Annotated in this window: 28 protein-coding genes; 14 read left to right on the top strand and 14 right to left on the bottom strand. The window is 32.5% G+C overall.

The window, feature by feature from the left end:
- The first annotated feature begins 371 nt into the window (after window positions 1-371).
- Window positions 372-962 (top strand): TetR/AcrR family transcriptional regulator, encoded by a 591-nt coding sequence (locus MHI13_RS21305; RefSeq protein WP_002434987.1) that lies wholly within the window; start codon window positions 372-374, stop codon window positions 960-962.
- Window positions 963-1,304: 342 nt separating this feature from the next.
- The gene (locus MHI13_RS21310; protein WP_002435036.1) at window positions 1,305-1,892 is read left to right on the top strand and encodes a TetR/AcrR family transcriptional regulator; all 588 of its coding nucleotides are present in this window, start codon (window positions 1,305-1,307) and stop codon (window positions 1,890-1,892) included.
- Between the two features lie 431 nt (window positions 1,893-2,323).
- On the opposite strand, the gene pbp4 is transcribed toward MHI13_RS21310, so the two are convergent.
- Window positions 2,324-3,490, bottom strand: a complete 1,167-nt coding sequence (gene pbp4 / locus MHI13_RS21315; protein WP_340762110.1) for a penicillin-binding protein PBP4 — start codon at window positions 3,488-3,490, stop codon at window positions 2,324-2,326.
- 305 nt (window positions 3,491-3,795) lie between these two features.
- Between pbp4 and MHI13_RS21320 the strand changes: the two genes are divergently transcribed.
- Both MHI13_RS21320 and MHI13_RS21325 read left to right on the top strand, forming a co-directional pair.
- Window positions 3,796-4,203 (top strand): YjdF family protein, encoded by a 408-nt coding sequence (locus tag MHI13_RS21320; RefSeq protein WP_002435047.1) that lies wholly within the window; start codon window positions 3,796-3,798, stop codon window positions 4,201-4,203.
- Window positions 4,204-4,219: 16 nt separating this feature from the next.
- Window positions 4,220-4,810, top strand: coding sequence for a type 1 glutamine amidotransferase family protein (locus tag MHI13_RS21325; RefSeq protein WP_002435025.1), 591 nt, complete (start codon window positions 4,220-4,222; stop codon window positions 4,808-4,810).
- 140 nt (window positions 4,811-4,950) lie between these two features.
- On the opposite strand, the gene MHI13_RS21330 is transcribed toward MHI13_RS21325, so the two are convergent.
- Together MHI13_RS21330 and MHI13_RS21335 are read right to left on the bottom strand one after the other, a co-directional pair.
- Window positions 4,951-6,084, bottom strand: coding sequence for a polysaccharide deacetylase family protein (locus MHI13_RS21330; RefSeq protein WP_232502473.1), 1,134 nt, complete (start codon window positions 6,082-6,084; stop codon window positions 4,951-4,953).
- Window positions 6,085-6,337: 253 nt separating this feature from the next.
- Window positions 6,338-6,856, bottom strand: coding sequence for a GNAT family N-acetyltransferase (locus MHI13_RS21335; protein WP_002434913.1), 519 nt, complete (start codon window positions 6,854-6,856; stop codon window positions 6,338-6,340).
- A gap of 361 nt (window positions 6,857-7,217) precedes the next feature.
- Between MHI13_RS21335 and MHI13_RS21340 the strand changes: the two genes are divergently transcribed.
- The gene (locus MHI13_RS21340; protein ID WP_023350936.1) at window positions 7,218-7,712 is read left to right on the top strand and encodes a tubby C-terminal domain-like protein; all 495 of its coding nucleotides are present in this window, start codon (window positions 7,218-7,220) and stop codon (window positions 7,710-7,712) included.
- A 320-nt stretch (window positions 7,713-8,032) separates the two neighbouring features.
- Window positions 8,033-9,565, top strand: coding sequence for an L-lactate dehydrogenase (quinone) (gene lqo, locus MHI13_RS21345; protein WP_087671605.1), 1,533 nt, complete (start codon window positions 8,033-8,035; stop codon window positions 9,563-9,565).
- Between the two features lie 301 nt (window positions 9,566-9,866).
- On the opposite strand, the gene MHI13_RS21350 is transcribed toward lqo, so the two are convergent.
- Window positions 9,867-10,391 carry a VOC family protein gene (locus MHI13_RS21350; protein ID WP_002434905.1) on the bottom strand — a complete coding sequence of 175 codons (525 nt, stop codon included), beginning with the start codon at window positions 10,389-10,391 and terminating at the stop codon, window positions 9,867-9,869.
- 247 nt (window positions 10,392-10,638) lie between these two features.
- Here MHI13_RS21350 and MHI13_RS21355 point away from each other — a divergent pair, with 247 nt between their 5' ends.
- Window positions 10,639-11,154: a YceI family protein gene (locus tag MHI13_RS21355; protein ID WP_002434930.1), complete on the top strand. Its 516-nt coding sequence runs from the start codon at window positions 10,639-10,641 to the stop codon at window positions 11,152-11,154.
- A gap of 168 nt (window positions 11,155-11,322) precedes the next feature.
- Here MHI13_RS21355 and MHI13_RS21360 read toward each other — a convergent pair whose 3' ends face one another.
- The gene (locus tag MHI13_RS21360) at window positions 11,323-12,300 is read right to left on the bottom strand and encodes an SMP-30/gluconolactonase/LRE family protein (protein WP_002434936.1); all 978 of its coding nucleotides are present in this window, start codon (window positions 12,298-12,300) and stop codon (window positions 11,323-11,325) included.
- A 414-nt stretch (window positions 12,301-12,714) separates the two neighbouring features.
- Here MHI13_RS21360 and trhO point away from each other — a divergent pair, with 414 nt between their 5' ends.
- Together trhO and pcp are read left to right on the top strand one after the other, a co-directional pair.
- Window positions 12,715-13,677, top strand: coding sequence for an oxygen-dependent tRNA uridine(34) hydroxylase TrhO (gene trhO, locus MHI13_RS21365; RefSeq protein ID WP_002435023.1), 963 nt, complete (start codon window positions 12,715-12,717; stop codon window positions 13,675-13,677).
- A gap of 125 nt (window positions 13,678-13,802) precedes the next feature.
- Window positions 13,803-14,441, top strand: coding sequence for a pyroglutamyl-peptidase I (gene pcp / locus MHI13_RS21370; protein WP_002435001.1), 639 nt, complete (start codon window positions 13,803-13,805; stop codon window positions 14,439-14,441).
- 78 nt (window positions 14,442-14,519) lie between these two features.
- Here pcp and MHI13_RS21375 read toward each other — a convergent pair whose 3' ends face one another.
- Window positions 14,520-15,509: a ketoacyl-ACP synthase III gene (locus MHI13_RS21375; RefSeq protein WP_002435000.1), complete on the bottom strand. Its 990-nt coding sequence runs from the start codon at window positions 15,507-15,509 to the stop codon at window positions 14,520-14,522.
- A gap of 84 nt (window positions 15,510-15,593) precedes the next feature.
- Window positions 15,594-16,163 carry a tubby C-terminal domain-like protein gene (locus tag MHI13_RS21380; protein ID WP_002434907.1) on the bottom strand — a complete coding sequence of 190 codons (570 nt, stop codon included), beginning with the start codon at window positions 16,161-16,163 and terminating at the stop codon, window positions 15,594-15,596.
- 154 nt (window positions 16,164-16,317) lie between these two features.
- Between MHI13_RS21380 and MHI13_RS21385 the strand changes: the two genes are divergently transcribed.
- A complete protein-coding gene (locus MHI13_RS21385; protein WP_002435055.1) occupies window positions 16,318-16,782 on the top strand; it encodes a bacillithiol transferase BstA in 465 nt (154 codons plus the stop codon).
- Between the two features lie 254 nt (window positions 16,783-17,036).
- A complete protein-coding gene (locus MHI13_RS21390; RefSeq protein ID WP_002434896.1) occupies window positions 17,037-17,633 on the top strand; it encodes a hypothetical protein in 597 nt (198 codons plus the stop codon).
- A gap of 175 nt (window positions 17,634-17,808) precedes the next feature.
- Here the strand turns inward: MHI13_RS21390 and MHI13_RS21395 are convergent, their stop codons facing one another.
- A complete protein-coding gene (locus MHI13_RS21395) occupies window positions 17,809-18,588 on the bottom strand; it encodes a carbon-nitrogen family hydrolase (protein WP_002434911.1) in 780 nt (259 codons plus the stop codon).
- Entirely contained in the window at window positions 18,585-19,256 is a 672-nt protein-coding gene (locus tag MHI13_RS21400) for an MBL fold metallo-hydrolase (protein ID WP_002435027.1), read from the bottom strand. The genes MHI13_RS21395 and MHI13_RS21400 overlap by 4 nt, the downstream gene beginning before the upstream one ends.
- Window positions 19,257-19,359: 103 nt before the next feature.
- Between MHI13_RS21400 and MHI13_RS21405 the strand changes: the two genes are divergently transcribed.
- Entirely contained in the window at window positions 19,360-19,695 is a 336-nt protein-coding gene (locus MHI13_RS21405; RefSeq protein ID WP_002434996.1) for a winged helix-turn-helix transcriptional regulator, read from the top strand.
- A gap of 120 nt (window positions 19,696-19,815) precedes the next feature.
- Window positions 19,816-21,234 carry an anion permease gene (locus tag MHI13_RS21410; RefSeq protein WP_002435042.1) on the top strand — a complete coding sequence of 473 codons (1,419 nt, stop codon included), beginning with the start codon at window positions 19,816-19,818 and terminating at the stop codon, window positions 21,232-21,234.
- Between the two features lie 75 nt (window positions 21,235-21,309).
- On the opposite strand, the gene rarD is transcribed toward MHI13_RS21410, so the two are convergent.
- Together rarD and MHI13_RS21420 are read right to left on the bottom strand one after the other, a co-directional pair.
- Entirely contained in the window at window positions 21,310-22,212 is a 903-nt protein-coding gene (gene rarD, locus MHI13_RS21415) for an EamA family transporter RarD (protein WP_002434965.1), read from the bottom strand.
- 175 nt (window positions 22,213-22,387) lie between these two features.
- Complete coding sequence (locus MHI13_RS21420; protein ID WP_002434976.1) at window positions 22,388-22,597, bottom strand: zinc ribbon domain-containing protein; 210 nt, start codon at window positions 22,595-22,597, stop codon at window positions 22,388-22,390.
- Window positions 22,598-22,762: 165 nt separating this feature from the next.
- On the opposite strand from MHI13_RS21420, the gene MHI13_RS21425 reads away from it, so the two are divergent.
- Window positions 22,763-23,776, top strand: coding sequence for a HoxN/HupN/NixA family nickel/cobalt transporter (locus tag MHI13_RS21425; protein WP_064210603.1), 1,014 nt, complete (start codon window positions 22,763-22,765; stop codon window positions 23,774-23,776).
- A gap of 85 nt (window positions 23,777-23,861) precedes the next feature.
- On the opposite strand, the gene MHI13_RS21430 is transcribed toward MHI13_RS21425, so the two are convergent.
- The 3 genes from MHI13_RS21430 to MHI13_RS21440 all read right to left on the bottom strand — a co-directional run bounded on the left by MHI13_RS21430 (window position 23,862) and on the right by MHI13_RS21440 (window position 26,541).
- Window positions 23,862-24,851 (bottom strand): DUF418 domain-containing protein, encoded by a 990-nt coding sequence (locus tag MHI13_RS21430; protein WP_002434983.1) that lies wholly within the window; start codon window positions 24,849-24,851, stop codon window positions 23,862-23,864.
- 209 nt (window positions 24,852-25,060) lie between these two features.
- Window positions 25,061-25,570, bottom strand: a complete 510-nt coding sequence (locus MHI13_RS21435; RefSeq protein ID WP_002434968.1) for a YfiT family bacillithiol transferase — start codon at window positions 25,568-25,570, stop codon at window positions 25,061-25,063.
- A 155-nt stretch (window positions 25,571-25,725) separates the two neighbouring features.
- Window positions 25,726-26,541: a LysR family transcriptional regulator gene (locus MHI13_RS21440; protein WP_002434945.1), complete on the bottom strand. Its 816-nt coding sequence runs from the start codon at window positions 26,539-26,541 to the stop codon at window positions 25,726-25,728.
- Window positions 26,542-26,602: the final 61 nt, after the last annotated feature.

Genomic DNA, 26,602 nt, shown 5'->3' on the forward strand with positions numbered 1-26,602 from the left:
AAAAATCCACAAAAAAAGCAAAATACCAATCGATAACGATCAGCATTTTGCTTTACACACGCAATAACTAGAGATACTTGACTACATTAATACACAAAAATTTAGGGATACAGCAATTAAGCTGTTTAAGTGATTTTGAGAAAAATAAAAAAGTATACTCTAATTACCACACAAAACATACTAACCCACAAAGCCCAATTAAATGAGTTAGTATGGCTTACATAGTAATACCATTGCTTTGAACATGTTAATTAAATTATTATTACAAAAGTTATTATACCAACTTAAATTCAAACAATGTATATCCAAATTAAGCTATCTGATACTTATGTGACATTTAATCAAAAATGTCTCTTTTTTAGAGGTGTATAATGAAGAGTAAAGATTTGCGTGTAGAAAAAACAGAAAAAGCTCTATTAGATGCTTTATTTGAAACTTTAAGAGCAAAAGAGTTCAATCAAATAACAGTGCAAGATTTGTGTGATAAAGCGCTCGTAAGACGTTCAACGTTTTACCGACGTTTTGATGATAAATACGATTTGCTTAAGTTATTAATACGAAAATTAATTTTCAGAGTAAGAGAGAAGCATTTCTCAACATTAAACCCTGAGAATCCTAGAGCTCATTTCGAAAAGGTCATTCACGAATCATTACAATATCTATATAATCATAAGTCTATTGTTCAAAATGTATTAACATTAGCGCTTTATGATGAAGTGACCGATATTATATTCAAACAATTATATGAAGGGATGAAAGCACAAATACAGTTTGAAATACAGCACGGCGTTGAGTTCGATGTCGATATAGAAATACTTGCTGAATTTATAACCGGGGGAATATTGAGAACAATGTATGCTTGGATTCAAGATGGTCAAGAACGCTCGATCAATGAGTTAACTAAAGAAATGGTGACCCTACTTGATGGCGTGCACAACTATCATACTAAAGGTGAAAATTAAGAGGAAATCATGATGAATAGTTATGTTCGTCATGATTCCCTCTCGATTAAATGATTTCCCATAAAAGCCAAGTGAATACTGACTTTATCATTTAAAATCTCCTTCTTATATTTTAACAACCCTTCTCTAATTACGAATAAATATTTGTATAACTAAATTATATATTTTGTTATCACATATAATAGTAGTAAACTATAACTATACTTTAGTTAATTAATAAGTCAGAGACTTTAACTAACAATAATTATACATCGGCTTCAATTTTATTGAGTAGCCAAAATACAAAAAATGTCGCTTAAGTCACACAGATTTTGAAGTGTCCGATTAATGAGGTGAACAATAATGAATAGCAATGATTTACGTGTTAAGAAGACACAACGTGCTCTAATGGATTCATTTTTAGAATTACTTAAAACTAAAAATTTTAGTCAGATTACAGTTCAAGATTTGTGTGATCGTGCTATGGTACGACGCTCTACTTTTTATCGTCACTATAGTGATAAATACGATTTATTAAACCAAGTCTTAGCCAACTTTTCCAATAGTTTGCATGAATCTCATTCAGAGAGTTTATTAGTCAAACAGCCTAAATCATATTTTGAAAATATCGTCAGAGATACGCTTTATTTTTTAATTGAAAATCGAGAAACGATTCAAAGTATCTTTACCATTTCGTATTATGATGAAGTGACACGTATCGTCTATACGCAACTTTATAAAGGTGTAGAGAGACAAGTTAATTTCGACATAAGGCACGGTATACGTTTCACTATTGATTTAGAAGTTTATAAAGAATTTATAGCAGGTGGTATATTACGTATCATTTATGCTTGGCTTAAAGAAGGTCAAGAACGATCTGTTGATGAGTTAACTATAGAGGTAGTTAAAATAATCAATGGTATCAGAGAAACAAATATAAAGAAGTTCTAAACTATATTCATAAAAGAGAGGGATTGAAAACACATCTATATAAAGATAGTTTTGCAATCCCTCATCTATTTATCAAGAATGATTATGAATCTTCAGAAGAAATTATAATAGAGGTTTTAATCATTAATGTCCAGCCATCCAAGATCTTCCTTGTATGGCTTTTTTACGTCTAGTTTTGGGTGAATTTGTTTTAGGAACAATCCAAGGTCCATGCCCTCTTTCAATTCGTTTCTTTAACTTGCTATCCTTTTATTAAGTTTAAAAGGCATTAAAAACACGTATTGCTGTTTTCATTACAGTGCGGACACTGTGCGTAATGATATTGAACGTTCATCGAGTGTCTTATAGTGAATGCACCACACTTTTTGCAATCATAAGTAATAAATAAGATATAGCGCTTTTGTAGATCAATAAAAAAGTTATCGCATTATTCAATGCGATAACCATCCAAATAAGCCACTACCTTTCTTTTCAGCTTTTACCGATGGATAAGAAGCGCCATCTAGAAAATGTCGTTGATAGTGAACGTAAGCATTCCCTTTATCATTAATCGCAATATACCATTTTTTATGTTTAGGTACGACGTCATATAAGTCTTTTTTTACTGTGTATTTTTTGCCATCAATTTGATGTTCACCTTTAGATAACACCTTTTTATATTCATATTGCTTCCGATAATATTTCATCATATCATTCGCAATTTCATTACGATTTAATTTAGCTGTTTCACTAGGATATGGTGTAACATCTAAAATCGTCTCATTTAATCTCACACCATGTTGCTTATTGGTTAAAGCTAAACTATATCCGGAATCACTCGTACCAGTCTTGAGTCCGTCAGTCCCTTTATAATATTTCGGCTGACCTTTCAAAGATAAATTCGTAGATTCAAATGATTGTCCTTTTTGTGTATCTGATTTATTTTGTGTGGTTTTAAGTATTTCAGGGTGCTCTTTGATCATGTGATACATCATGATATTCATATCTTTAGACGTACTGGAAGTCTTCCCTTGGTTCTTATACTTTTGAGGTGCGCTAGATCCTAATAATTCAGTATCAGCACCAGCTGGACTTGTAAAGTGTGTGTCTTTCATGTGAAATGTTTTAGCCTGCTGATTCATTTTATCTGTAAAAGTAGAAGTCGAACCTGATACCTTTTCGCCTAGAATTAAAGCAGCAGCATTACTTGAAGCTAAAGCGGTTTGGCTCAATATATCTTTAACAGTATATGTTTGTCCTGCTTCTAACGGTACCGAAGAAAGGTTAGACTTTTGAGATAATTGCGCTTGTTTAGATGTAATTTTTATTTTATCTTTCATATGTATTTTTCCTGATTTAACTGCATCCAATGTTAAATACATTGTCATCATTTTAGTTAAAGAGGCAGGATCTACTTTTTTATTTTCGTTGTAATTGTATAAAATTTGACCTTGTTTTGTAGTAAGCGTGAGTGATTGAGGTTCATATTGAGTTGAAATATTAGCATTTTCTTCTTTATTGACTAGAGGTGTGGGCTTTTCTACTGCATAACTTTGAGAAGTTAAAAGTAATGATGTTAATCCTATCGTGCCTGTTATATATAGTATTCTTCGAAACATCGTATCACCTGATTTCATTTTTCTAATATTCTTGTTAGTTTATGTACTTTACATATACTTATATCAAGTTTTACTCAACTTTTCAAAAATACCGAATACACGCGCATAAGAGGATTAAATTAACTTGCTTCAAGAGCTCTATAAATTAAGTGTTTTTGTAATATTGACTTGTTCATGTAATACTTATCAGTGAAATGTAAAAACACAATTGGGTTGGTAGTCCCAATGCAAATCATAAGATTTGTCAGTAACCCTCCTCCTCAGGTTGTCCATCATTTCAATATTTAATAGAGGAGGGACTATACATGAAATTATCAATATTTCATGATGGTCAGTTTTTTATAGGTTTAGTTGAATTCAATAACAATAATTCAGTTCGATTTTCTAAACACGTCTTTGGTCCAGAGCCAAATGACGAAGACGTTCTTAAATTTATCAAGGAGGATTTAGAGTCTTTAATTGATAACACACATACGCGGATAAGTGTTCAAAAGAAAGTCAAGAAAGTTAATCCCAAGAGATTACAAAGAGAAGTAGCTAAGGAGCAAAAAAAGCCTAAATTTACTACAATGGCTCAAGAAGCTATAAAGAAAGAACAAGAGTTAAAAAAGAAATCACGAAAAAAACTAAAGAAAAGCCATAAAGAACAATTAAAAGCGTATAAGAGGTCTATAAAAAGACAAAAATCGAAAGAAAAGCATAAAGGACATTAATTAAGGGAGTTTAACTATGAAAACAGCTCTATTTTTATTATTAGATGAATATGCAGATTGGGAAGCCTCATATCTTAATTCTGAACTTAATCAAAGCTCTGAATGGCAAGTTAAAACTGTCTCTCTACAAGATATTGTTACATCGATAGGTGGTTTTAAAACTTTGATTGATTATAATTTAAATCAAAGATGTCCAACTGGTGATTTATTAATACTAATTGGTGGTAATAACTGGCATATTGAATCAACTACTTTATTAAATTTCATTAATGAGAATTTTAATTCATCGAAACCTATCGGTGCGATTTGTGGTGCTGTAGACTATTTAGCTAAAAATGGTTTCTTAAATCAATATCATCATACTGGAAATTCAATTCAATTATGGGCTGAATTTCCTAATTATTTAAATCATAAATCATTTAAAAATACTCAATCCATTCGTGATAATCATCTTGTTACTGCTAATGGAACTGCGCCTATTGAATTTACTGAACAAGTTCTTAAAATGATAAATCTGGATTCTGATGAAAACATTGATAAAATCTCTTTTATGAACAGATTTGGCTTTTATGAATATTGTAGAAAATTTGGCAATCCTTACGAGTAAGATTTATTATGCTATTTCTTAATGTAAAACAGGCTAGGACATAACGTTAATGTCTTAGCCTGTTTACTTGTTATGAGTAATTATCTGAATGAAATTATGAAAGTAAATAATTCGCATAACTTCATCTTATTAACGAATATTTATTCTTGTTGATAATCTTTATTCCCTTTAAAGTAACTGCGATCTTGTTTATCATAAACCTTCTCAGGATTCATAAAAGGCTTTAATTTATCTTTAAAATCGTATAAGTTCAGACCGTCTACTGCAACTCTATCTTGATATACATTATCTGGTTCAACATCCGTAAAGTTATTAGGTCCTACTCCAGCCAAATATTTAAAGTGACCTTCTTTAATCAGATAGTTATATGCTGGCGTATCTCTATCCTGTGCACCATGGGGGAAAATAAATAAATCAGTTTTACCTACAATGGGTGTCACTTCTTTCTCCCAACGTTTTGTATCTTTAACAATTCCTTCAAAAGATGATTGTTCAAAATTAATATGTCCATATGAGTGACTGGCGAATGTCCAACCATCTCTTTTCATTGCATCAGCTACTTTTGTTGCTTTAGCTTTACGGTCCTTATAATGCTTACTATCTGTTTCATTTGTACGATATCCTAAAACGCCATTATATCCTGTTAATGCAACTACACCTTTTTGTCCATTTAAAGAGAAATCAGGGTGTTTTTTAACAAAGTCATTTAATATTGGAACGATATCATCGTCTTTAGAATGTGTTACTTTGCCATTCTTTTGCTTCGTTTCTGACACAACATGTTTATTTTTATCTAAAACTAATCTGTCGGCATACCCTTTTCCACGCATGTACTCATAATAGTTCATGTCGTCGATAGATAGTATTAATGGTTTTTTACCTTTAGGTAATTTTAATTTCTTCTTATTTATCGTTTTTGCTTTTAAATCATAAGCATCGTGTGGATCAATTAAAATATAATTTCTTTTATGTAACTCTTCTAGAGATTTTTTAAATTCGTTAGCTGTAATCATCCAGTCGTTATTACCTTTGGCTTCTTGTGGGCTCCCCGAAAATGCCACTTTAGCGTCAGTAATAAGTGGATGATAAAAGATATGGTATATTTCACCATCGTATGTTTGCCAATCTTTAGTCATTTTTGATTGATGCCTTGCATACATATTTTCATTTTCACTATCTTCAGTGTGAGAATCTTTCTGTTTTGAGCATCCCTCTAAAATAAATACCATCAACAAAATAGAAACAAAAAATAAATATAAAGTCTTTCTCATTATCTCATCCCTCAAATTAATATCATCATACAATAATCAATATAACATTAATGGGGTATACAATATTATTAAATATATCTTAATTTTATTTTGATTTAATGTTAATATCAAAAACTATCGCTTTATATTCACTTTAAGAGTTCAAACGAATAATGAGTTTAAATATATATCTATGTATTAGGCTGACTAAACAATGATTTGAATACGCATAAAAAAAGAGCGAGATAAAAATTATCTCACTCAATAACGTAAATATTTACAAAGGAACATTTAACTGTTGCTTAAAATAACAACGATCCCCATCATTTATAATATTATTCCACGTATCATTTAATTCATATCCTAAACGTTCGGCAAGCTTAATAGAAGATTCATTGACCTGATTCGTTCGTATAAGTTTCGGTGTTACTGCATCAAATTGTTTCATCCATCGTGATATCATTTCGATTGCTTCAGTAGCTAATCCTTCACCTGTATATTTTGGAAAAAGTCTATAATATAAGTTTAAGAATAATTGATAATTAATGGTGCGGTATTCAAAACCACTCATCCCTACTAATTCTCCAGTATCTTTGGCTATTAACATAAAGTATCCAAAGTCATTTTCTTCCCAATGTCTTCTCCAACCTTTTATAAATCCTTTAGTAATATCTTTGTTCTCGTGTATACCTTTAGGTGTGTATTTTGTTGATTCATTATTCGTATGTAGTTGGAAAAGCGCATCAAGATGTTCCATATCTGGTTTTAATAAGTAAAGTCTATCGGTTTCTAACATATACCCACCACCTCAATGTGTTTATTACTGACTTTTTAGCATATACCCTTTTTTCCTACCTTTTACTTCAAACTAGTCATAAATTTAACGTTGAACTAGCATACAGGATGTCTTACCTCAGACAAACCTAAGCCTCACCCCCACCTACAAATGTAAGACTTAATGAGAAGTTTTTAGCTAACTCATTTACACATTAAAACTCTATGCGACGACATAGCCACGCTCGTTTAACTATCTCGTATAGTGTTTTATTTTATTTAGATCTATTTAATTTAAAAAAATTTATGATTTTAGTTTTTATTTTCCTAAAAATAGGGAATATATTTATAATGAAAATTTACAAATCGAAGGTTGATGAAGGATGATTACTTATACACTCAGCAATTACTTTGATACGAGATGGAAGACGATGTATGATGATGGAAATCCCTATTTATACATACGTAAATCGTACCCTAACCCATTTATTAAAGGATTAGACATTATTATTCCTCAAGCAGGAATATATACCTCTTATGTCGTTAGGGATTTAGAGAAAAATGTAATATTTACTTCTAAATGTATTCCAAATTTTAGAAACTTTAGAGAGATTCATTGTAATTACAGAGGTACTCATATTGAGATGAAAGAGTTCACATTGGTGAACAAACCGGTTAAATTCACTTATGATAATGAAGATTATTTTATTAAAAAGACGAGCCCAGAAACATGTACTATTACGAATTATGAGAATGAAAAACTATCTCATTGGGCTAAAAATGAAGGACAAGTGAGCTTCCATATTTTAGATGAAAGTAGTAAACCAATAGAAGAGTTATTAATCATACTCTCTCATGCATTAATGAATAAAATTTGAGGCTGGACATAAATGATTGTCGCAGTCTTATTTATTAATATATAAGCTGTAGATGGTTGTACTGAAGATGTGCTTATATCAAGTTTCTTTCAATTCTAGCCCTTCTTGCTTACGGGGCTCCAACTTATGGTAGCCATCTTCTCATTTATTAGGAGTAGGACATATAATTAAATTCAAGTTCTACTCCTAATTTGTGTCTAATCAATGAGCATATTATGTCTAAATTATTACAAAATGGAATAGGTATTATTGAAAATATGTATTTTTGTTATAGATTGTTAGCAATTATAATAAGACTCAGCGCAATAATTTAATTATTTTTGCACGAGTTCTGTTTTAAGAAAGGTGAGCAAAAAATGGCTAACAATGAGTCAAAAAACATAGTTATTATTGGCGCTGGTGTCTTAAGTACGACATTTGGTTCTATGATTAAAGAATTAGAACCTAATTGGAACATCAAACTCTATGAACGTTTAGATCGTCCAGGTATTGAAAGTTCTAACGAAAGAAACAATGCCGGTACTGGACATGCTGCGTTATGCGAACTGAATTATACAGTTCAACAACCGGATGGTTCAATTGATATAGAAAAAGCGAAAGAAATCAATGAACAATTTGAGATTTCTAAGCAATTCTGGGGACACCTTGTGAAAAGTGGCAACATTGATAACCCTAGAGAATTTATTAATCCACTTCCTCACATTAGTTTCGTAAGAGGTAAGAATAACGTTAAATTCTTAAAGGACCGTTACGAAGCGATGCGTAACTTCCCTATGTTTGACAATATCGAATATACGGAAGATATCGAAGAAATGAGAAAATGGATGCCATTGATGATGAAAGGTCGTACTGGCAATGAAATCATGGCAGCTAGTAAAATTGACGAAGGTACCGATGTTAACTATGGTGAGTTAACACGTAAAATGGCTAAAAATATTGAGCAACATCCTAATGCTGATGTTCAATATAATCATGAAGTCATTGATTTCAACCGACGTCAAGACGGCATCTGGGAAGTGAAAGTAAGAAACCGTAACAATGGTTCAGAGGAAACTGTATTCGCGGATTACGTCTTTATAGGTGCTGGCGGTGGCGCTATTCCACTATTACAAAAAACTGGTATCCCTGAAAGCAAGCACCTTGGTGGATTCCCTATTAGCGGTCAGTTCTTAATTTGTACTAACCCTGAAGTCATTAATGAACACGACGTTAAAGTATATGGTAAAGAACCACCAGGCACACCACCAATGACTGTACCTCATCTTGATACGCGTTATATTGATGGTGAAAGAACATTATTATTTGGTCCGTTTGCGAATATCGGTCCTAAATTCTTAAAAAATGGTTCTAACTTAGATTTATTTAAATCTGTAAAACCATACAACATTACAACACTACTTGCATCTGCAGTTAAAAATTTACCTTTAATCAAGTATTCAATCGACCAAGTATTGATGACAAAAGAAGGTTGTATGAACCACTTACGCACGTTCTACCCTGAAGCTCGTGACGAAGATTGGCAATTATACACTGCAGGTAAACGTGTTCAAGTTATCAAAGATACGCCTGAGCACGGTAAAGGATTCATTCAATTCGGTACAGAAGTTGTGAACTCTGAAGATCACTCAGTTATTGCATTATTAGGAGAATCACCAGGAGCATCAACTTCAGTTTCTGTAGCGTTAGAAGTTCTAGAACGAAACTTCGCTGACTACGAAAATGAATGGAAACCTAAATTACAAAATATGATTCCTTCATATGGTCAATCACTTATAAATGATGTTCAATTAATGAGAGAAACTCGTAAACAAACATCAAAAGATTTAGAATTAAATTATTATGAATCTAAATAATTAACCCTTTCCCTGTAAAATATAAAATATTAAAGTCCTTACTTGGGGCTCTCCCCTGACCCCAAAACCCTTAATAAATATTGTAAAAGTTAGAAGTAACAAAAAGTTGAAACTAAATTAACCTTATTTCCCCTACCCCTTCGAAGAGAGCCACTTTGAAGGGGGTTTTTATGTATAGTTTGATAATCAGTAGTTATACACACTCATTCTTTTACTATCTAAAAAATTATTTTCATAAAAATAAACTGAGACAGATGAACTATCTCAGTTTCACATAATAAAAAGTTAAACTTAATATATATTATTCACTTGGCGTAAAGAGTTCCGCTTCATTATCTGGAGGATAATAAAATCCATTTGGAACGGTTTGTAATTCAATGAGACTTCCCCATGGTGTTTTAACATATACTGTTTGATTCCCTTCGGTGTCTTCATATCTCGTATTACTATGAGGCTCAGAAATAAGTTCTCCACCGGCTGATCTTACTTTAGCTACAGCCACTTCAAAGTCATCTACATAAAACGATAAATGTGTATAACCAATATCTTGAAGTGCTTCAGGTTTTCGTTGCTTTGCATTTTGGAATTCAAACATCTCAATATTTGGACCATTCCCAAATACCATCATCCGTTTATGTACGATTTGAGCACCTTTACTCATGCCCAATATTTTTTCTACATCTTTACCACCACGTGGTTTCTCATCTTTTCTTTGACTATCATAGGCAATCTTTCCGTCTAAACCCTTTTTGAAGAATTCAGTGGCTTCCTCTATATCCGGTACAGTTAAACCAATATGATTGATACCTCTTGAGATATCTTTCATATTTCTTCACCTCTTTAGAAATTGTTTATCACAACGATTATTCCCTAGATAATAAAGTTTTACACATCTCTTTTTATATAAATAACAGCTAACAATGGCTCAAAATGGGTAAATGTTTAATAGAAGTTATTTTCAAAAATGAGTATGTTGAGAACTTATTGATTGCAACTTGAGCAAACGATGTTATAATAATTATATCAGGTATAATTATTATACTTAAAACTTATGAAAAAGGGGTAATGTAATCATGACTCAATTCACATTTGATCAAGCACATAGTGATATTCAATTCCAAATCAAACATTTAATGGTATCTAAAGTGAAAGGTACTTTCTCCCAATATGATGTTCAATTAGATGGAGATATTAACGACTTAAGTTCACTTAAAGCAACTGCAACTATCATTCCAAGCTCAGTCGACACGCAAAATGAAGATAGAGATAATCACTTGAAATCTGGTGACTTCTTCGCAACAGATGAAAATGATAAATGGACATTTGAAACTAAAGAAATTTCAGAGAACAAAGTAACGGGCGATTTAACTATTAAAGGTGAAACACACGAAGAAACTTTCGATGTTGAATTTAATGGTATTAGTAAAAATCCAATGAACGGTTCACAAGTAACAGGATTTATTGTTACAGGTACAATTGACCGTGAAAAATATGGCATGAGCTTCAACCAAGCATTAGAAACTGGTGGCGTAATGTTAGGTAAAGAAGTAAAATTTGAAGCATCAGCTGAATTCAGTTTAGAAGATTAATATAATGAACATATCCATCATTTTATCTCTTAAATAGTAAAACACAATTATAAATGTGTTAAACCCCTCACTATCATCGCTTATAGTGAGGGGTTGTTTATTGAAAGGGTATAACCCGACTTCTTATTTATATCTCTAATAATTAACTTGTTCTTAAAAAATTTGCATCTATTGAAATTGGTAACTTTGATGACCTTTAGCAAATCCATTGACCGTATAAATCATTGAACCGCCTTCAGAGTTATTCTCAATATCATTTGTACAAATTAACAATTGATTTGTACCTGGAATAAATTGTGGATGCGTTGAACGTAGCATTTTACCTTCATCACGGCCTGGCATTAGGATCTGACCAATTGGGTAACCCTTTTTATTAAAGACTAAGACACGACCTTGACCATACATTGCTACATAAAGGTTATCATCACTATCGATACAACATGAATCTGGCCCTTCATGACCTGTAAAGTAATATGGAATCGTTGCGCCAAATGGTGCAATAGTCACACCATCTTCTTCTAATTCAATACGATGAAGACGATTTGTAGTTGTTTCAGTTACCCACAATACACGTTCATCAGTACTTAATGCGACACCGTTTGCAACTGAGATATTCTGTATCACTGGTGTAATTGTCTTGAAGTCTGGTGATACATAATAAACACCGCCTAGAGGATTTGTTGAGTATCCTCTGAAATCAGTGAAGTAGAAACCACCCTTACTATCAAATACCATATCGTCAATACAGTATTCTGTGCTTAATTCAGAAACAATTTCTTCAAATTGTTCGCCTTCTTCAGTAGTTGAGAAAATACCACCTGTCGTCTTAAAGTCGCCTAAATAACATATAAATAAACGTCCATCTTTATGAACTTTAATAGCTGCTGGATTCGCTTTTTCAGACACGAATGGTCGAGTCACTTCTTTGGTAGATGTATTCACTTTAAATATATTACCTTCAAAGACATCTAATAAGAATAAATTGCCTTCGCGATCGAAATTTAAGCCTTCTAATTGTAATCCTCTATCAGAAATTTTAACCCAAGGTTCTGCAGTCACTGTTTGCAACTCATTTTCAGACACTATTGGTGCAACACTTGCCGATTTCCCTGTATATTTTAAAGTTGGTAAATCTTGAATAGCCATCGTCTAATCCCCTCTTTCTCTCATTTAAACTTTGATACCATTTTATAAGAACTCAACTTAATTGTCATTAGAGCGGTATTATAACGGTTATTTTTATATTTTATTTTCTTAAAAAATGTCGCGAAATTTGATTGCATTTTCAAAAAATATCAACTTTAATAATGATTTATAAGCTAGCATATTGAAACTATTTATCATTTTGGTACAATATTATAATGGAAAAAATGTAAACAGTATTAATATCAGACTTTATACAAGCCCTTTCACCACTCATCATCGTCTTATGCATTTCGACTTCTCGATTGAGAAGGATTTTCTAACAGTTTGTTTATGTCATGTTAGTTTGTCTACAAAATAATGTTTATAAATCATCGCCCTATATATAGAGAAGAAATAAAAGAGGAGAATGTAAAAATGGATTATAGAGTACTTTTATACTATAAATACGTAACAATTGATGACCCAGAAACATTTGCGTCAGAGCACTTAGAATTCTGTAAAGAAAATAATTTAAAAGGTAGAATTTTAGTTTCTACAGAAGGCATTAATGGTACTTTATCTGGTACAAAAGAAGACACAGATAAATATATCGAACATATGCATGCGGATGAACGTTTCGCTGATTTAACATTCAAAATTGATGAAGCTGAAGGTCATGCATTCAAGAAAATGCACGTTCGACCTAGAACAGAAATCGTTGCTTTAGGTTTAGAAGATGATGTAGATCCACGCGTAACTACAGGTAAATATTATTCACCTAAAGAATTTAAAGAAGCTTTAGAAGATGAAGATACTGTTATTTTAGATGCACGTAACGACTACGAATTCGACTTAGGACACTTCCGTGGTGCAATTCGTCCTGATATTACACGTTTCCGTGATTTACCAGATTGGATTCGCAACAATAAAGATCAATTAGATGGTAAAAATATCGTGACATATTGTACTGGTGGTATCCGTTGTGAGAAATTCTCTGGCTGGTTAGTTAAAGAAGGCTTCGAAAATGTAGGCCAACTACATGGCGGCATTGCGACTTACGGTAAAGACCCTGAAACTAAGGGTGAATACTGGGATGGTAAAATGTACGTTTTCGATGAACGTATAAGTGTAGATGTTAATCAAGTTGAGAAAACAGTTATCGGTAAAGAGCATTTCGACGGTACACCATGTGAACGTTACATTAATTGTGCTAACCCAGAATGTAACAAACAAATCCTTGTATCTGAAGAAAATGAAGAAAAATACTTAGGCGCATGCTCATACGACTGTGCGAAACACGAACGTAATCGTTATGTTGCAAAACATGATATCAGTAATGAAGAATGGAATCGTCGCCTAGAGAACTTTAAAGACGTTCCTGAGCATGCCCACGCTTAAGTCATCATTGAAGTGTTTATATGCCAACTTCGCTATCCTTACATAGGTGTAGCGGAGTTGTTTTTATGTGAAGAATCATTTTAAAATGAAACTAAATGATTGAATTTGAGAGTGAGGCGTTGAGTTTGAAAATATTAGTAACTGCGTTTGATGCATTTGATGGCGAATCCACAAATCCTGCTTTAGAAGCCGTACATCGTCTTGATACGCACATCGGCGAACATGTCATCACTAAATTAGAAATTCCCACCGTCTTTCATGAATCTAAAAACATTATCTGTAAGGCGTTGAAAGAAGACACTTATGACGTTGTTCTAGCAATTGGTCAAGCTGGAGGTCGTTTCGAAATCACACCTGAGCGCGTAGGGTTAAATATTGATGATGCTCGTATTCCAGATAATAAAGGTAACCAACCTATTGATAAAGTAATAAAAGAAGACGGCGCGCCGGCTTATTTCTCAAATTTACCTGTTAAAAAAATGGTAGAAGCTATTAAAAGAGCAGGAGTACCTGCCAGATTATCAAATACTGCGGGAACATTTGTATGTAATCATATATTATATCAACTAGGTTATTTAGCAGATACGTCTTATCCAGACTTACTGTTTGGATTTATTCATGTACCTTACATTCCAGAACAAGTTACTGATAAACCTGAGAAACCATCAATGTCTATCGCTACAATCACGAAAGGATTAACGACTGCTATCAAGGCGATATCACGAGAAGAAGATATTAAAGTTGCTATGGGTGAGACGCACTAATTATATGCAATAATAAAACAAGCGATGAATGCCTATTTTTATGGTGGCATTCATCGCTATTTACATTTTAGATTATCTTTAAGTGGTAGGTACGTTCCACTCTATAACCAAGCCTGAATAGGCTAAGCCCCCACCAAAACCAAATAATAAGAGCTTATCTCCATTTTTAATTTTTTGTTCTTTCATGGCTGAGTCTATAGCTAAAGGAATTGATGCTGAAGATGTATTTCCAAAATATTGAATACTTGTTAATAATTTTTCTTTAGGTAAATGAAGTTTATGAGCAATTGATTCTAACATTCTCTGATTTGCACTATGAGGTACAAACCAATCGATATGATTGATATCTATCTTCACTTTATCTAAAAGTCGATTGACTTCTCTAGGTACTGTAGTTACTGCCCATTTATAAACCTCTCGACCGTTTTGAACAATAACACCATGGTCATTTAATGTTTCATTGTCGAATTGATTAGCAGTGTGCGTAGCATAGAGATTTTTACCCTTACCACCATTAGATCCATTGGTTTGTCCAATAAAACTTGATTGGTCTTTGTTACTTTCTACTAGAAATGCACCTGCACCATCTCCAAACAAGATACAAGTTGAACGATCAGTATAATCTGTAATTTTAGAAAGCGTTTCAGCGCCTATAACTAAAATTTTATGATGCATACCTGAACTAATTAATGAATTAGCTAATTGTAATCCATATGTAAAACCTGCACAAGCCGCATTGAGATCTATAGCGCCGGCATGTTCAATACCTAATTTATATTGAATATAAGACGCAACACTTGGTGTTTTAAAATCAGGAGTAAGGGTAGCAACTATGATAAAGTCCACATCAGTGATGTCAACGTTGTACTTATTTTCCAAATCTTTAACCGCATAATAGGCTAAGTCACTTGTTTGCTCTTGTTCATCTGCGATTCGTCTTTCTCTAATACCGGTTCTTTGGACTATCCATTCATCATTGGTCTCAACCATTCTTTCAAGCTCATAATTATCTAAAACTTTATTAGGCACATATGCACCTTGAGCAGTAACTCTTGCTAATGAATTCATATATAACTCCCCTATTTATCTTCGTGAATAATTAGAGCGTATCATATCGAAACTTTTAACACCAGGTACTAATTTTTACACATTTTATATAATTGGGGAGCCAGTAGTATCTGGATTAAATGGATTCAGAATACTGTGCGATACATGAACATTTGCGAAAGAATGCAAAATCAATATAAATAATAAATGATTCTTTTCATATAACTCACTTTTCCCCTCAACATATGCATAGTCACCATTTTGTTTCCAACTTGCGATTTCTTTATCTTGTTTAGAATCTTTTATCACTGTATATTTATTCTCGTCTGAATGAATATTGAGGATTCTACCATCAAATTTCAATATTCCATAAGTTTCTCCACGACCATTACTTTGCTTATCAAATAAAACTTGTGATTCCCCGTTATTTGAAGCATATGTAACATCAAAACGCTTTTGCGCCATTATCGTTTTTACTTTGACACTCGCTTTTACATCACCATTATGATCATAAATTACGAATTGATTAAATTTAAAACCTAATGTGAAAAAACTAACCAACCGTTGAAAAATATTATTAAATTTTTTCTGAATGGTACCGACTATTTTTCCAGTATCATCTTTAATATCAGAACTTTTCGTTGAGAAACGATTTCTCTTAAAGTATTTATACATCATTTCACCTATATTCCTTTTGTTTACTTTTATAATAAACAAAGTCTACATATGAATTCAAATAGCTTCGTCATTATATGCGTAGTCATTTTTAAAAGCGGGTAGACACATGTTGCAAGCAATTTTTTAGAAATCACTTGAAAGGGTGTATAAAATGACTAAAACTGTTTATGACGTTATAGACTTTGGTGTAAGTTATATTAGAGATGTTTATGATAAATGGGATGTTATGAAAGTATTAGATAAAGATGACAGTGTCTTCCCAAATACACTACATTGGCAATATGGTCACGTACTAACTGTGTTTGAAGAAGCACTCGCAATGGGTAATCAAGAAGTTGTTGATGTTGATAAATATAGTGAATTGTTCGGAACTGGAACTAAGCCATCAGATTGGGGAAATGATGAAGTTCCTTCAATCGAAAGCATTTTAAATGACATTAAAACGTTACCTGAAAGAGCTACACATTTAACTGATAAAGAGCTCAAAAAAGAAATTGACCAGCCTATCGCAGGTTGTAAAACATTAGAAGAACTTTTAGTGCTTAATGCATTACACATCCCATTACATGCAGGTAAAATTGAAGAAATGACTCGAGTTTTAAAAGCTGAACAATAATATAATTAAAATATTTCTCTCAAGTAAGACACACCTAAAAAGTTAGATTTCAATTTAACTTTTTAGGTGCTTTTTTTGTTTTAGATTTACCTTTACTCAATTAATTTTTAAAATTTTCTTTATTTAAAAAATTATAGAATATTAAATCAATCTATAATAAATGTAAATATTTTGTAAATTCAAAACATATATTATTACATTTATGTTACGTTAATAATGCAAAATGATTATAAATTTCAGGAGGGCGTTATTTTATGAAAAAGAAAGCTTTAACTACAATTTCAGCATTAGCTATCACAGGATCAATCTTAGTAGCAAGTCCAAATTCAGCTCATGCAAGTGCACAAAACTCTAATTACATTATTGACTTAGCTCGTACTCAAGTTTCTCAACATTTTGATTATGGAAATGACAGTCTTGAAACAACTGGAGCTATAACTGATAAAGGTAGTTATTACGAAATTCCGGCTTATGAATCTGCTGGAGCTGGTGGTTTAAAAATTATTAAAGTTTTTAAATCTAGTGGTAAAGTAACATTTGAAGATAACGATACTCATAAAACTGAAAATGCAGGTCACATTAACTTAAAAAAGGCCGATACTCATTCAGTACTTGTCAATGATGCTGTAAAAGAAGCAATTAAAGGAACTCATGGCAGACCAGGTAGCATTAGTGTAGTTGGCAAAATCATCGACAAAGGTAACTATTACAAAATACCAGCAATACATACTACTGGTGTTGGCGGTTTACAAATCATTAAAGTCTACAAATCTAATGGTAAAGTAACAATGCAAGATAATGATTTACGTGATGAAGAAGTCGTTGGTTCACTAGATCTTTCAAAATATTAAGCTTTATAAGAATTATAAAATAGAACTAATATTACTCACATTGTTCACTTAGACAAACAAATATAATTTAATTGTGGATGAGTTTTTAATAGAGTCGTAATAAGAACTTGGGAGATGCGTAGCATTATTTTTAGCTATCGTATCTCCCATTTTTTAGTTTAATTATGCTCTTCTATTAATTATAAATATCTAAAGTAGGTATGTTTTCTCTCTGGACGTCTACCTCTTCAATATTGATTTCACATTCTATAACTTGAGGACCATCGTTCGCTTCAATTAAAATCTCTCCGCTTGGATGTACAATCATTGAGTGACCTGCATAGGTGTTAGTCATGTGGTTAGGGTGATTTACCCTACCGACACTATTACAGGCTACAATAAAACAATGATTTTCGACAGCTCTGGCTCGCAATAATATTCTCCAGTGTTCTAAATTTTTGGTAGTCCATTGTGCCACAACAAATATAACTTTAGATCCCTCCATAATTGAGTGTCGTGCCACTTCAGGAAATCTTAAGTCATAGCAAATTAATTGAGAAACTGGCATACCTTCAACTTCAAAGCAGTTAGGATTATCTTTTCCCGCAGTTAAATATTGAGGTTCATCTAACATTGGCACCAAATGAACTTTATCGTTTTTATTTAATAAGGCACCATTTCTTGCTACTGAGAAAGCCGTATTATAAATCCCTTTTTCAGTTTTATTAGATATAGAACCAGCCACTATATTAGTATTAAATTGTTTTGCTAAACGACTTATAAAATCATAACACTTTGCCATTGCTTCATCTGTTAACTGATTTAATTGAGTGAGCGCATACCCCAAATTCCACATTTCTGGTATAACGATAATATCTGTATTTTTATAATTTTCACTTATCAAAGATTCTATCGTATCTTTATTTGCTTCAAAATCAGCCTCTTTAATTTCAAATTGAAGTATTTTTATTTTCATTTTAAAGACTCCTCATATTTAAAACGATAAATTTCATAAGCACTTTTGGAGTAATTCATATCACGACCATGTGATGTTGTAATTATTTTAGGTTTTAAGTCGTTAATGATATAGCCACTTTCAATATTTTCATTTAAATTATAAGTAAATTTCTTAATTGGGGGATGTAAGGCGTCTTCCTCTGATATAAATAAATCTCCACAAATTAAAACTTCATCCTCTTCATGATAAAAAACTACATGTCCAGGGGCATGACCTGGAGTAAATATATATTTAAGTGGTAACTCATCAAATTGTTTACTATTAAGCGCTTTGACTTCATGACTAATGTTAGTGCTTTCAATTTTGTCTTTATTCGGATACGCTTCTTCATTATTTATATATTTAAGTTCATTAGAATGGGCATAAACTTCAATATTGAGTTTATCTTTAATTGTTTTTGCTGCTCCAATATGATCCACATGACCATGGGTTAGGTAGATAGCTTTAGGTTCTCCTAGTAATTGAGCAACTTTAATTTGTAATTCAGCGTATTGCTCAATACCTGTATCAATAATGTAAACCTCGTTATCTTTTACGACATACCAGGTATTAATCGTAATAGGTATTCCCACTACAGCTTTTACTGTAAGTTTGTACACGTGCTCAGATATCTGGGTTAAGTTCATTTTCTTCACCTCGTCAATAAGTTTTGGTACATTTTAATCGTAAAACTTAGATGGTTAGTCAACAAGAAGGCACTTTTTTGTAACTACTGCTTGGAGGGATAAAATGAGTCTTAATACTTTAAATTATGGTAATTGTAATAAGGTCATACGTGATGGTTGCCCTATAGAATATGTTTTAAGCGTCCTAGGTAAAAAGTGGAACGGTGTCATCATCAATTATTTATTTGAAGCACCAAGTTTTTATAATGAATTACATCGAAGTATATCTGGTATAAGTAGGAAAATATTAACGAATCAATTGAGAGAGTTACAAGCAGAAAATATTGTAAGTAGAATAGAAACTAATGATAATCCTAAGAAAGTTCAGTACGCATTAACTCTTAAAGGTGAACAACTTTATTACTCACTCAAAACTATGGCAAATTTATTTCAAAGCTAAGATGCACGCTATTGATAATCTTTCTCATTAATAATCTTTTAGGTCTGTACATATCATTTTCAGAAGACTATGATTGAAATGTAAAAAGTTTAATTTGAGACAGAAAGAAGGAAAGTGACGATGGAGAATACGGTTAAATATCGTAAATTCATACTTCCAATTGTTGTAGGATTAATTATTTGGGCACTCACCCCTTTTAAACCTGATGCTTTAAATGACCAAGCTTGGTATATGTTTGCAATTTTTGTGGCTACAATTATCGCATGTATTACGCAACCTATGACAATCGGTGCTGTATCTATCATTGGCTTTACGATTATGGTACTCGTTGGCATCATGGATACAAAATCTGCTGTTGAAGGTTTTGGTAATAGTAGTATCTGGCTTATCGCTATGGCCTTTTTCATTTCAAGAGGGTTTGTTAAAACAGGACTCGGCCGACGTATCGCGCTTCAATTCGTAAAGTTATTTGGTAAGAAGACGCTAGGTCTTGCTTATTCTCTTGTAGGTGTAGATTTAATTTTAGCGCCAGCAACACCTAGTAACACTGCTCGTGCAGGTGGAATAATGTTCCCTATCATTAAATCTCTCTCAGAATCATTTGGTTCAACACCTAAAGACGGCACTGAGAGAAAGATGGGTGCATTTTTAATATTTACAGAGTTCCAAGGTAACCTTATTACGGCAGCTATGTTCTTAACTGCAATGGCAGGTAACCCTATCGCTCAAAGTTTAGCTGAGAAGACCGCTCATGTTCATATTACTTGGATGAATTGGTTTGTCGCAGCTATCGTTCCTGGTCTTATTTCACTAATAGTTGTCCCATTCATTATTTATAAAATGTACCCTCCAACTGTTAAAGAAACACCTAACGCTAAAAAGTGGGCTACTGAACAATTAGAAGAAATGGGCAAAATTTCATTAGCTGAGAAATTTATGATTGGGATTTTTATCGTAGCGTTAATACTTTGGATAACTGGTAGCTTTATCAATATTGATGCGACGTTAACAGCCTTTATCGCGTTATCTCTTCTCTTACTTACAGGCGTATTAAATTGGAAAGATATATTAAATGAAACAGGTGCCTGGAATACACTTGTTTGGTTCTCGGTACTCGTATTAATGGCAGATCAATTAAATAAATTAGGATTTATTCCTTGGTTAAGTAAACTCATCGCACATAGTTTAGGTGGCTTTAGTTGGCCAATCGTGTTAGTTTTACTCATTCTATTTTTCTTCTACTCACACTATTTATTTGCGAGTGCAACTGCACATGTCAGTGCCATGTATGCCGCGTTACTTGGCGTTGCAGTAGCAGCTGGTGCGCCACCGTTATTCAGTGCATTGATGTTAGGTTTCTTCGGTAATTTACTAGCCTCAACTACGCACTATAGTAGTGGTCCAGCACCAATTCTTTATGCTTCTGGCTATGTATCACAGAAACGTTGGTGGCTTATGAACCTTGTACTCGGTATCGTTTACTTTATTATTTGGATTGGATTAGGTTCATTATGGATGAAATTAATTGGAATGATGTAATTTTTGAAAATGATAAAAAAGAATCTCTCAAATGAGCGATTCTTTTCTTATTTAATATACTTTCTAACGAAGCGTTTATTTCGCAATTGGATTTCTCTTAATATTCATATATTGCGAAATACTATATAGAATAATTCCAATCCATATAAATATAAATGTAATTAATTGATGGACATCAAACTTTTCTTTAAAGACGAAAATGCCGAGAATAAACATAATTGTTGGTCCTACATACTGAATAAAACCTGTAAGTGATAATGGTATACGTTTCGCTCCTGCTGAGAACAATATTAATGGGATTGCTGTTACTGCCCCTGAGAAGACAAGCCAAAATGACGACATATTAAATCCAAACGTCATGTGATGTTGTTGCCATAAGTAGATAACATAAATTATTCCCGCTGGCGCAGTGACAATACATTCTATCGCTATACTGCTAATCGCATCGATATGTACAATCTTTTTAAGGAGTCCATATACACCAAATGATAAGGCGAGCATGATAGATACGAATGGAAATTCCCCTATTTTAATAGTCATATAGAGTACACCGATTAATGCAAAGATGATGGCTAACCATTCAAATTTGTTAAATCTCTCTTTTAGGAAAATGAGTGCTAGCACGATACTGACAAGTGGATTAATATAATAACCTAAACTTGATTGAAGTACATGCCCATTTGTTACTGCCCATATAAAAGTTCCCCAATTTATCGTGATTACATATCCTGCTACAATAATTGCTACAAGTTGTACAGGATGTGTAAATAATTGATTCACATCTCTAAGGAACGCCTCTCGTTGTTTGCGCCCTACTACAAGCAGAAGAATCATAAATATCATTGAGAAAATAATTCTAAAAGCAAGAATTTCAAATGCACCAATATGATCTATAAGTTCCCAATAAATAGGGAGTATCCCCCATAAAACGTAAGCACCTAACGCAAAAAATATTCCCTTTTTATACTCAGATGTCATTAGAAGCCCCCTCACTTTATGTAAAATAAAAAATGAGCGTTATTTCAGCTCATTTTATAGTATGCTTATTTAGTTTACTAATTCTTTACTATGAATGATACAAATCTGTTTAAAGATATTTGGTAAAAAATGAATTTTAATTAATAACGCATGAGATTTGGATTCAAAAAAATGATTATCCCCCAAAGAATAAGTCTATGAAGTCACTTGCACGGTTAGCACTTTCTTTGTAAAACTCGGTATAACCACAATTCGTACATGTGATTGTTTTAAAGTTATTGTGCTGAACATCAAACATTTTCGATAAACCTGATCCTGTAGCAGACAGTGTTCCTTCTTCTATTTCCGTATGACCACACTTCACGCAACCTTTCTCTTCAGTCATTTTTATTCCCCCTTAATTCTCTTATTAATTAACCTATTACACATTGAAAGGTTTATAAAACACCCTTCCACATAAAAGTGTTGTCACATTTCATTACACAAAATAGGAATTTTGAATACATAGGAGTAAAATAATTGCATCTAACTAAGGAAAGTAGGTTTTTCAGTGGGTAAAACACAACATCAAAATTTAAGTTGGATTCCCTACATCACTATCGTCATCGTATTACACATTATTGGTTTTAGCTTTTTATGGATTGCTGGTAGAGAACATCATATTTTATTTGGTATGGGTATACTCGCTTATACCCTTGGCTTACGTCACGCCTTTGATGCAGATCACATAGCTGCCATCGACAACACTGTGCGTAAATTATTACAACAACGTCGCGACCCTGTAGGGGTAGGTTTCTATTTCTCTATCGGACATTCTACCGTTGTCTTTTTAATGGCCGTATTACTCGGTATCTCAGTAAAATGGGCTAAAAGTGAATTGCCTCATTTTCAAGAAGTTGGCGGAACGATTGGAACGCTTGTATCTGGTTTCTTTCTATTACTTATTGGTGTTTTAAATCTCATTATTCTTATTTCACTCATTAAGTTATTTTCTCAGCTGCGTCATCAACATGTTAATGAAGAAGAAGTTGATGCGTTATTAGAGGCCCGTGGTTTCATAACGCGTTTCATAGGTCCATATTTCAAAGTTATAAGTCGTAGTTGGCATGTATTGCCTTTAGGTTTCTTATTTGGTTTAGGCTTTGATACTGCAAGTGAAATCGCATTACTCGCATTATCATCAGGCGCTTCTCAACAAGCAATTTCATTCATTGGTATATTATCTTTACCTATTTTATTTGCTTCAGGAATGAGTTTGCTAGATACATTAGATGGCATTGTAATGAAATCAGCTTACAATTGGGCTTTTTTCAATCCAATTCGCAAAATTTATTATAATATCACAATAACTGCTATTTCAGTCATTGCTGCACTTATCATCGGAATGATTGAATTACTTCAAATTACGGCTGAGAAATTTCATTTAAAGGGTGGTTTTTGGGACTTTATTCAAGCACTTCAATTTGATTATTTAGGCTATATTTTAGTCGCTCTATTTTTAGTAACATGGTTGATTTCTACGCTCATTTGGAAATTTGGTAAAGTTGAACAACATTGGTCATAAATAAAGTCGTCTGGGCGTCTTATTTTGAATAAGGTGCTCAGACGACTTTTCATTTTTACAATAGGGACTGTATGAATTAGTTTTTTTAGCGACTTTTTACTTTCTTAGGTACATTTTTATAGGTCCATTTACGCCACAACGCTTCAAGAGGGCCTTGACGATAACGTTTAAGCCACCAATGTGTCACTAACATACTTATTATGAGGATAGGTAGCGCAATACAGATTGATTGAATTGGTGTTGGATGATTATATGGGAACACAAATCTTATAAAGAAATATAGTAGTAACATTTGAGCCATAAAATTCGTAAACGCTGTTTTACCTAACTTTTCAAAAGGTACTAAAAGACGTTGAACACTCTCTTTATCAGTAATGAATAATAGTATTATGAAGTAAATGAGCGTTTGGAATGGTGTGACTAAGTCTTCTATATTCATCCATGATAAATTAGAACCAAAATACTTTATTCCGATTAAAACAATAATAGCTGCTAAGCAAATAAGGAATGTATTTAAGAAAAACTTACGATGGTGCTTAAATCTATAAATCATACCACTTTGTGACATGTACATCCCAAATAGCATCACTGCCATTGCATCAATTAAATATAAGTTGGAATTCGTATCTACAAATGTCATGATAATGATGCTTAATAGTGTAAGAATTGAAATCCATAAATTATAGCGTGCTTGAGGTAATAAGAATAACCACATGATGACAGCGCCACATATTGCATATTCTGCGTATGGTAATGATAAAATCATACCAAAGATACCTACGACAAATAGAAAGAGTAAACGTCTAAACATCAGCTTTAACGGTGAAAGTGATTTTTTACGCGCATTATTCATAAATATGCCCATTCCGATACCAAATAATAAAGTAAACAACATAATAAAACGTCCATCTATAAATAGTGAGAAAAATTGTTTAATCGTATAATCTAGACTTGTAAAATGAGGTTTCTTTTCATCTCCGAAAATGGGCAATACTTCTGAAACATTTGCAAAAAGAACGACTGAAATCGCTATGCCTCGAATAATATCTAATTCAACTATACGCTTCTTATCCATAACAAAACCTCCTTATCTTTATGATAGGAGGCTGAAAAATTTCGTGCATTTACCTAATCTTACATTTTGCAGTTAGTTTCTTTCATAGATAAAAGGTTTGTCCAAAGTGCGTCTAAACAAGAGTAATATTAATACATTATTGTAATAAGGATAAGACAATATTGTCCCATCCTTTTGACTCTCGTTATATTATTAGACAACCCTCTGTCTTAATTTGAAAGTGCAATTTTAATGTGTTCTAGATGATGACGCTCATGCCATGATAATTTAGCCAATAAGAATGCTACGGTTAAGTCACCTGTTCCCTCTAAATTAACTTTCCTTTCAAGGTCCGAGTTTGATACGTTTTCACCAATTGCAACAACACGTTGATTTAGGGCATCTAGTAATTGTATAGAAATTTCGATAGGTAAACTTGAGTCTGCTAAATCCACCCACTGATTTTGGTCAAACTCAGGTGCTGATGGGTGTTCCTCAGTTAAAGCTAACTTTAAGCGGCTAAATAATTGCATTTGAGAGTCTGCAATATGATGTACAAGTTGTCTGACTGTCCAACTACCTTCTCGATATTTTTTAGTTAGTTGCTCATCTGATAGGTCATCAACAACATTTTTTAGTTGATCAATATATGTTTCTACTTCACTCATCCATTGTTTCACATCAACTAAAGTTACTTTGTTCGGTAACTCTAATTCTCCTATAGGAAATCTAACATCCATATCCTCCACCCCTTTTCATAATTACACATCCAGTATAATGAATAATTTGAGCGAAAGAAAGATTACACTTTTGCAACAAAGGCATTTATCATAGATATAATTTTCATTAAAACTTTTGTGTAATGATTGCTTTTATGCTGAGATCTTTGTATAAACTAATTGCTTAATATCTCATTTATATACGCGTTTAACGATTCACTAGATGATATGAGACCTATTTCACGTACGTATTCTTCAAGCTTTATATAATTAAGGTTATCACTTACCTTATCCAAGTATGATTCTGGTAAAAGAGTTATACCTTTATTTGCAGAGACATTGGCTAAAATTGTCTCAAAATAATCGTTGTAAACTAATAGATCTTCTTTAATTTTTAAAACTTTGTTTAAAAAATGCAGTGTGTCACATGGTGGTGTTTGAATGTAAATTCTTTCATTACCAAGATTTAACAATGAATTATTCAACTTTTCTCGTCTTTTAGAATAGACTATGAAGTAATCTTCTTCATAAAACTTTTGAGCATAAAAGTTCTTTATCGCCATGTTACCGATATCGCCAATAGCTACATCTATTTCTTTAATTTTTAATGATTCTATCAAGCTAGCTGTATTATCATTAATTATATATTGAAAATTCAAATCCTCAGTTTCTTCAATCTTTTTAATATTATGTGGGTTAATACTCGGAAGTAACCCTACTTTTATGTCTCTTTTGTTTATCTGTGAGTTACTAATTTTTACTTTTTCAACTTCTTCATAAATTTTATTTAGTTTCTCTAGTATTGATTGACCTTCTTTAGTTAAGAACACACCTTTTCTGTTTCTTATGAATATTTGTTGATTTAATTCATTTTCGACTGAAGTAACTCTTTTTCTTATTGCAGGCGTGCTGATATTCATTACCTCTGATGCTTTGTTAAAGCTATTATATTTAGCCACTTCCAATATATCTCTAATATAATCTGTCTCCATATTAATCCCCTTGAAACTTTTAGTTAATACACCATGAAACTCTTTTATTATTCCAAGTTTT

The sequence above is a fragment of the Staphylococcus sp. FSL K6-0223 genome, assembly GCF_038008285.1.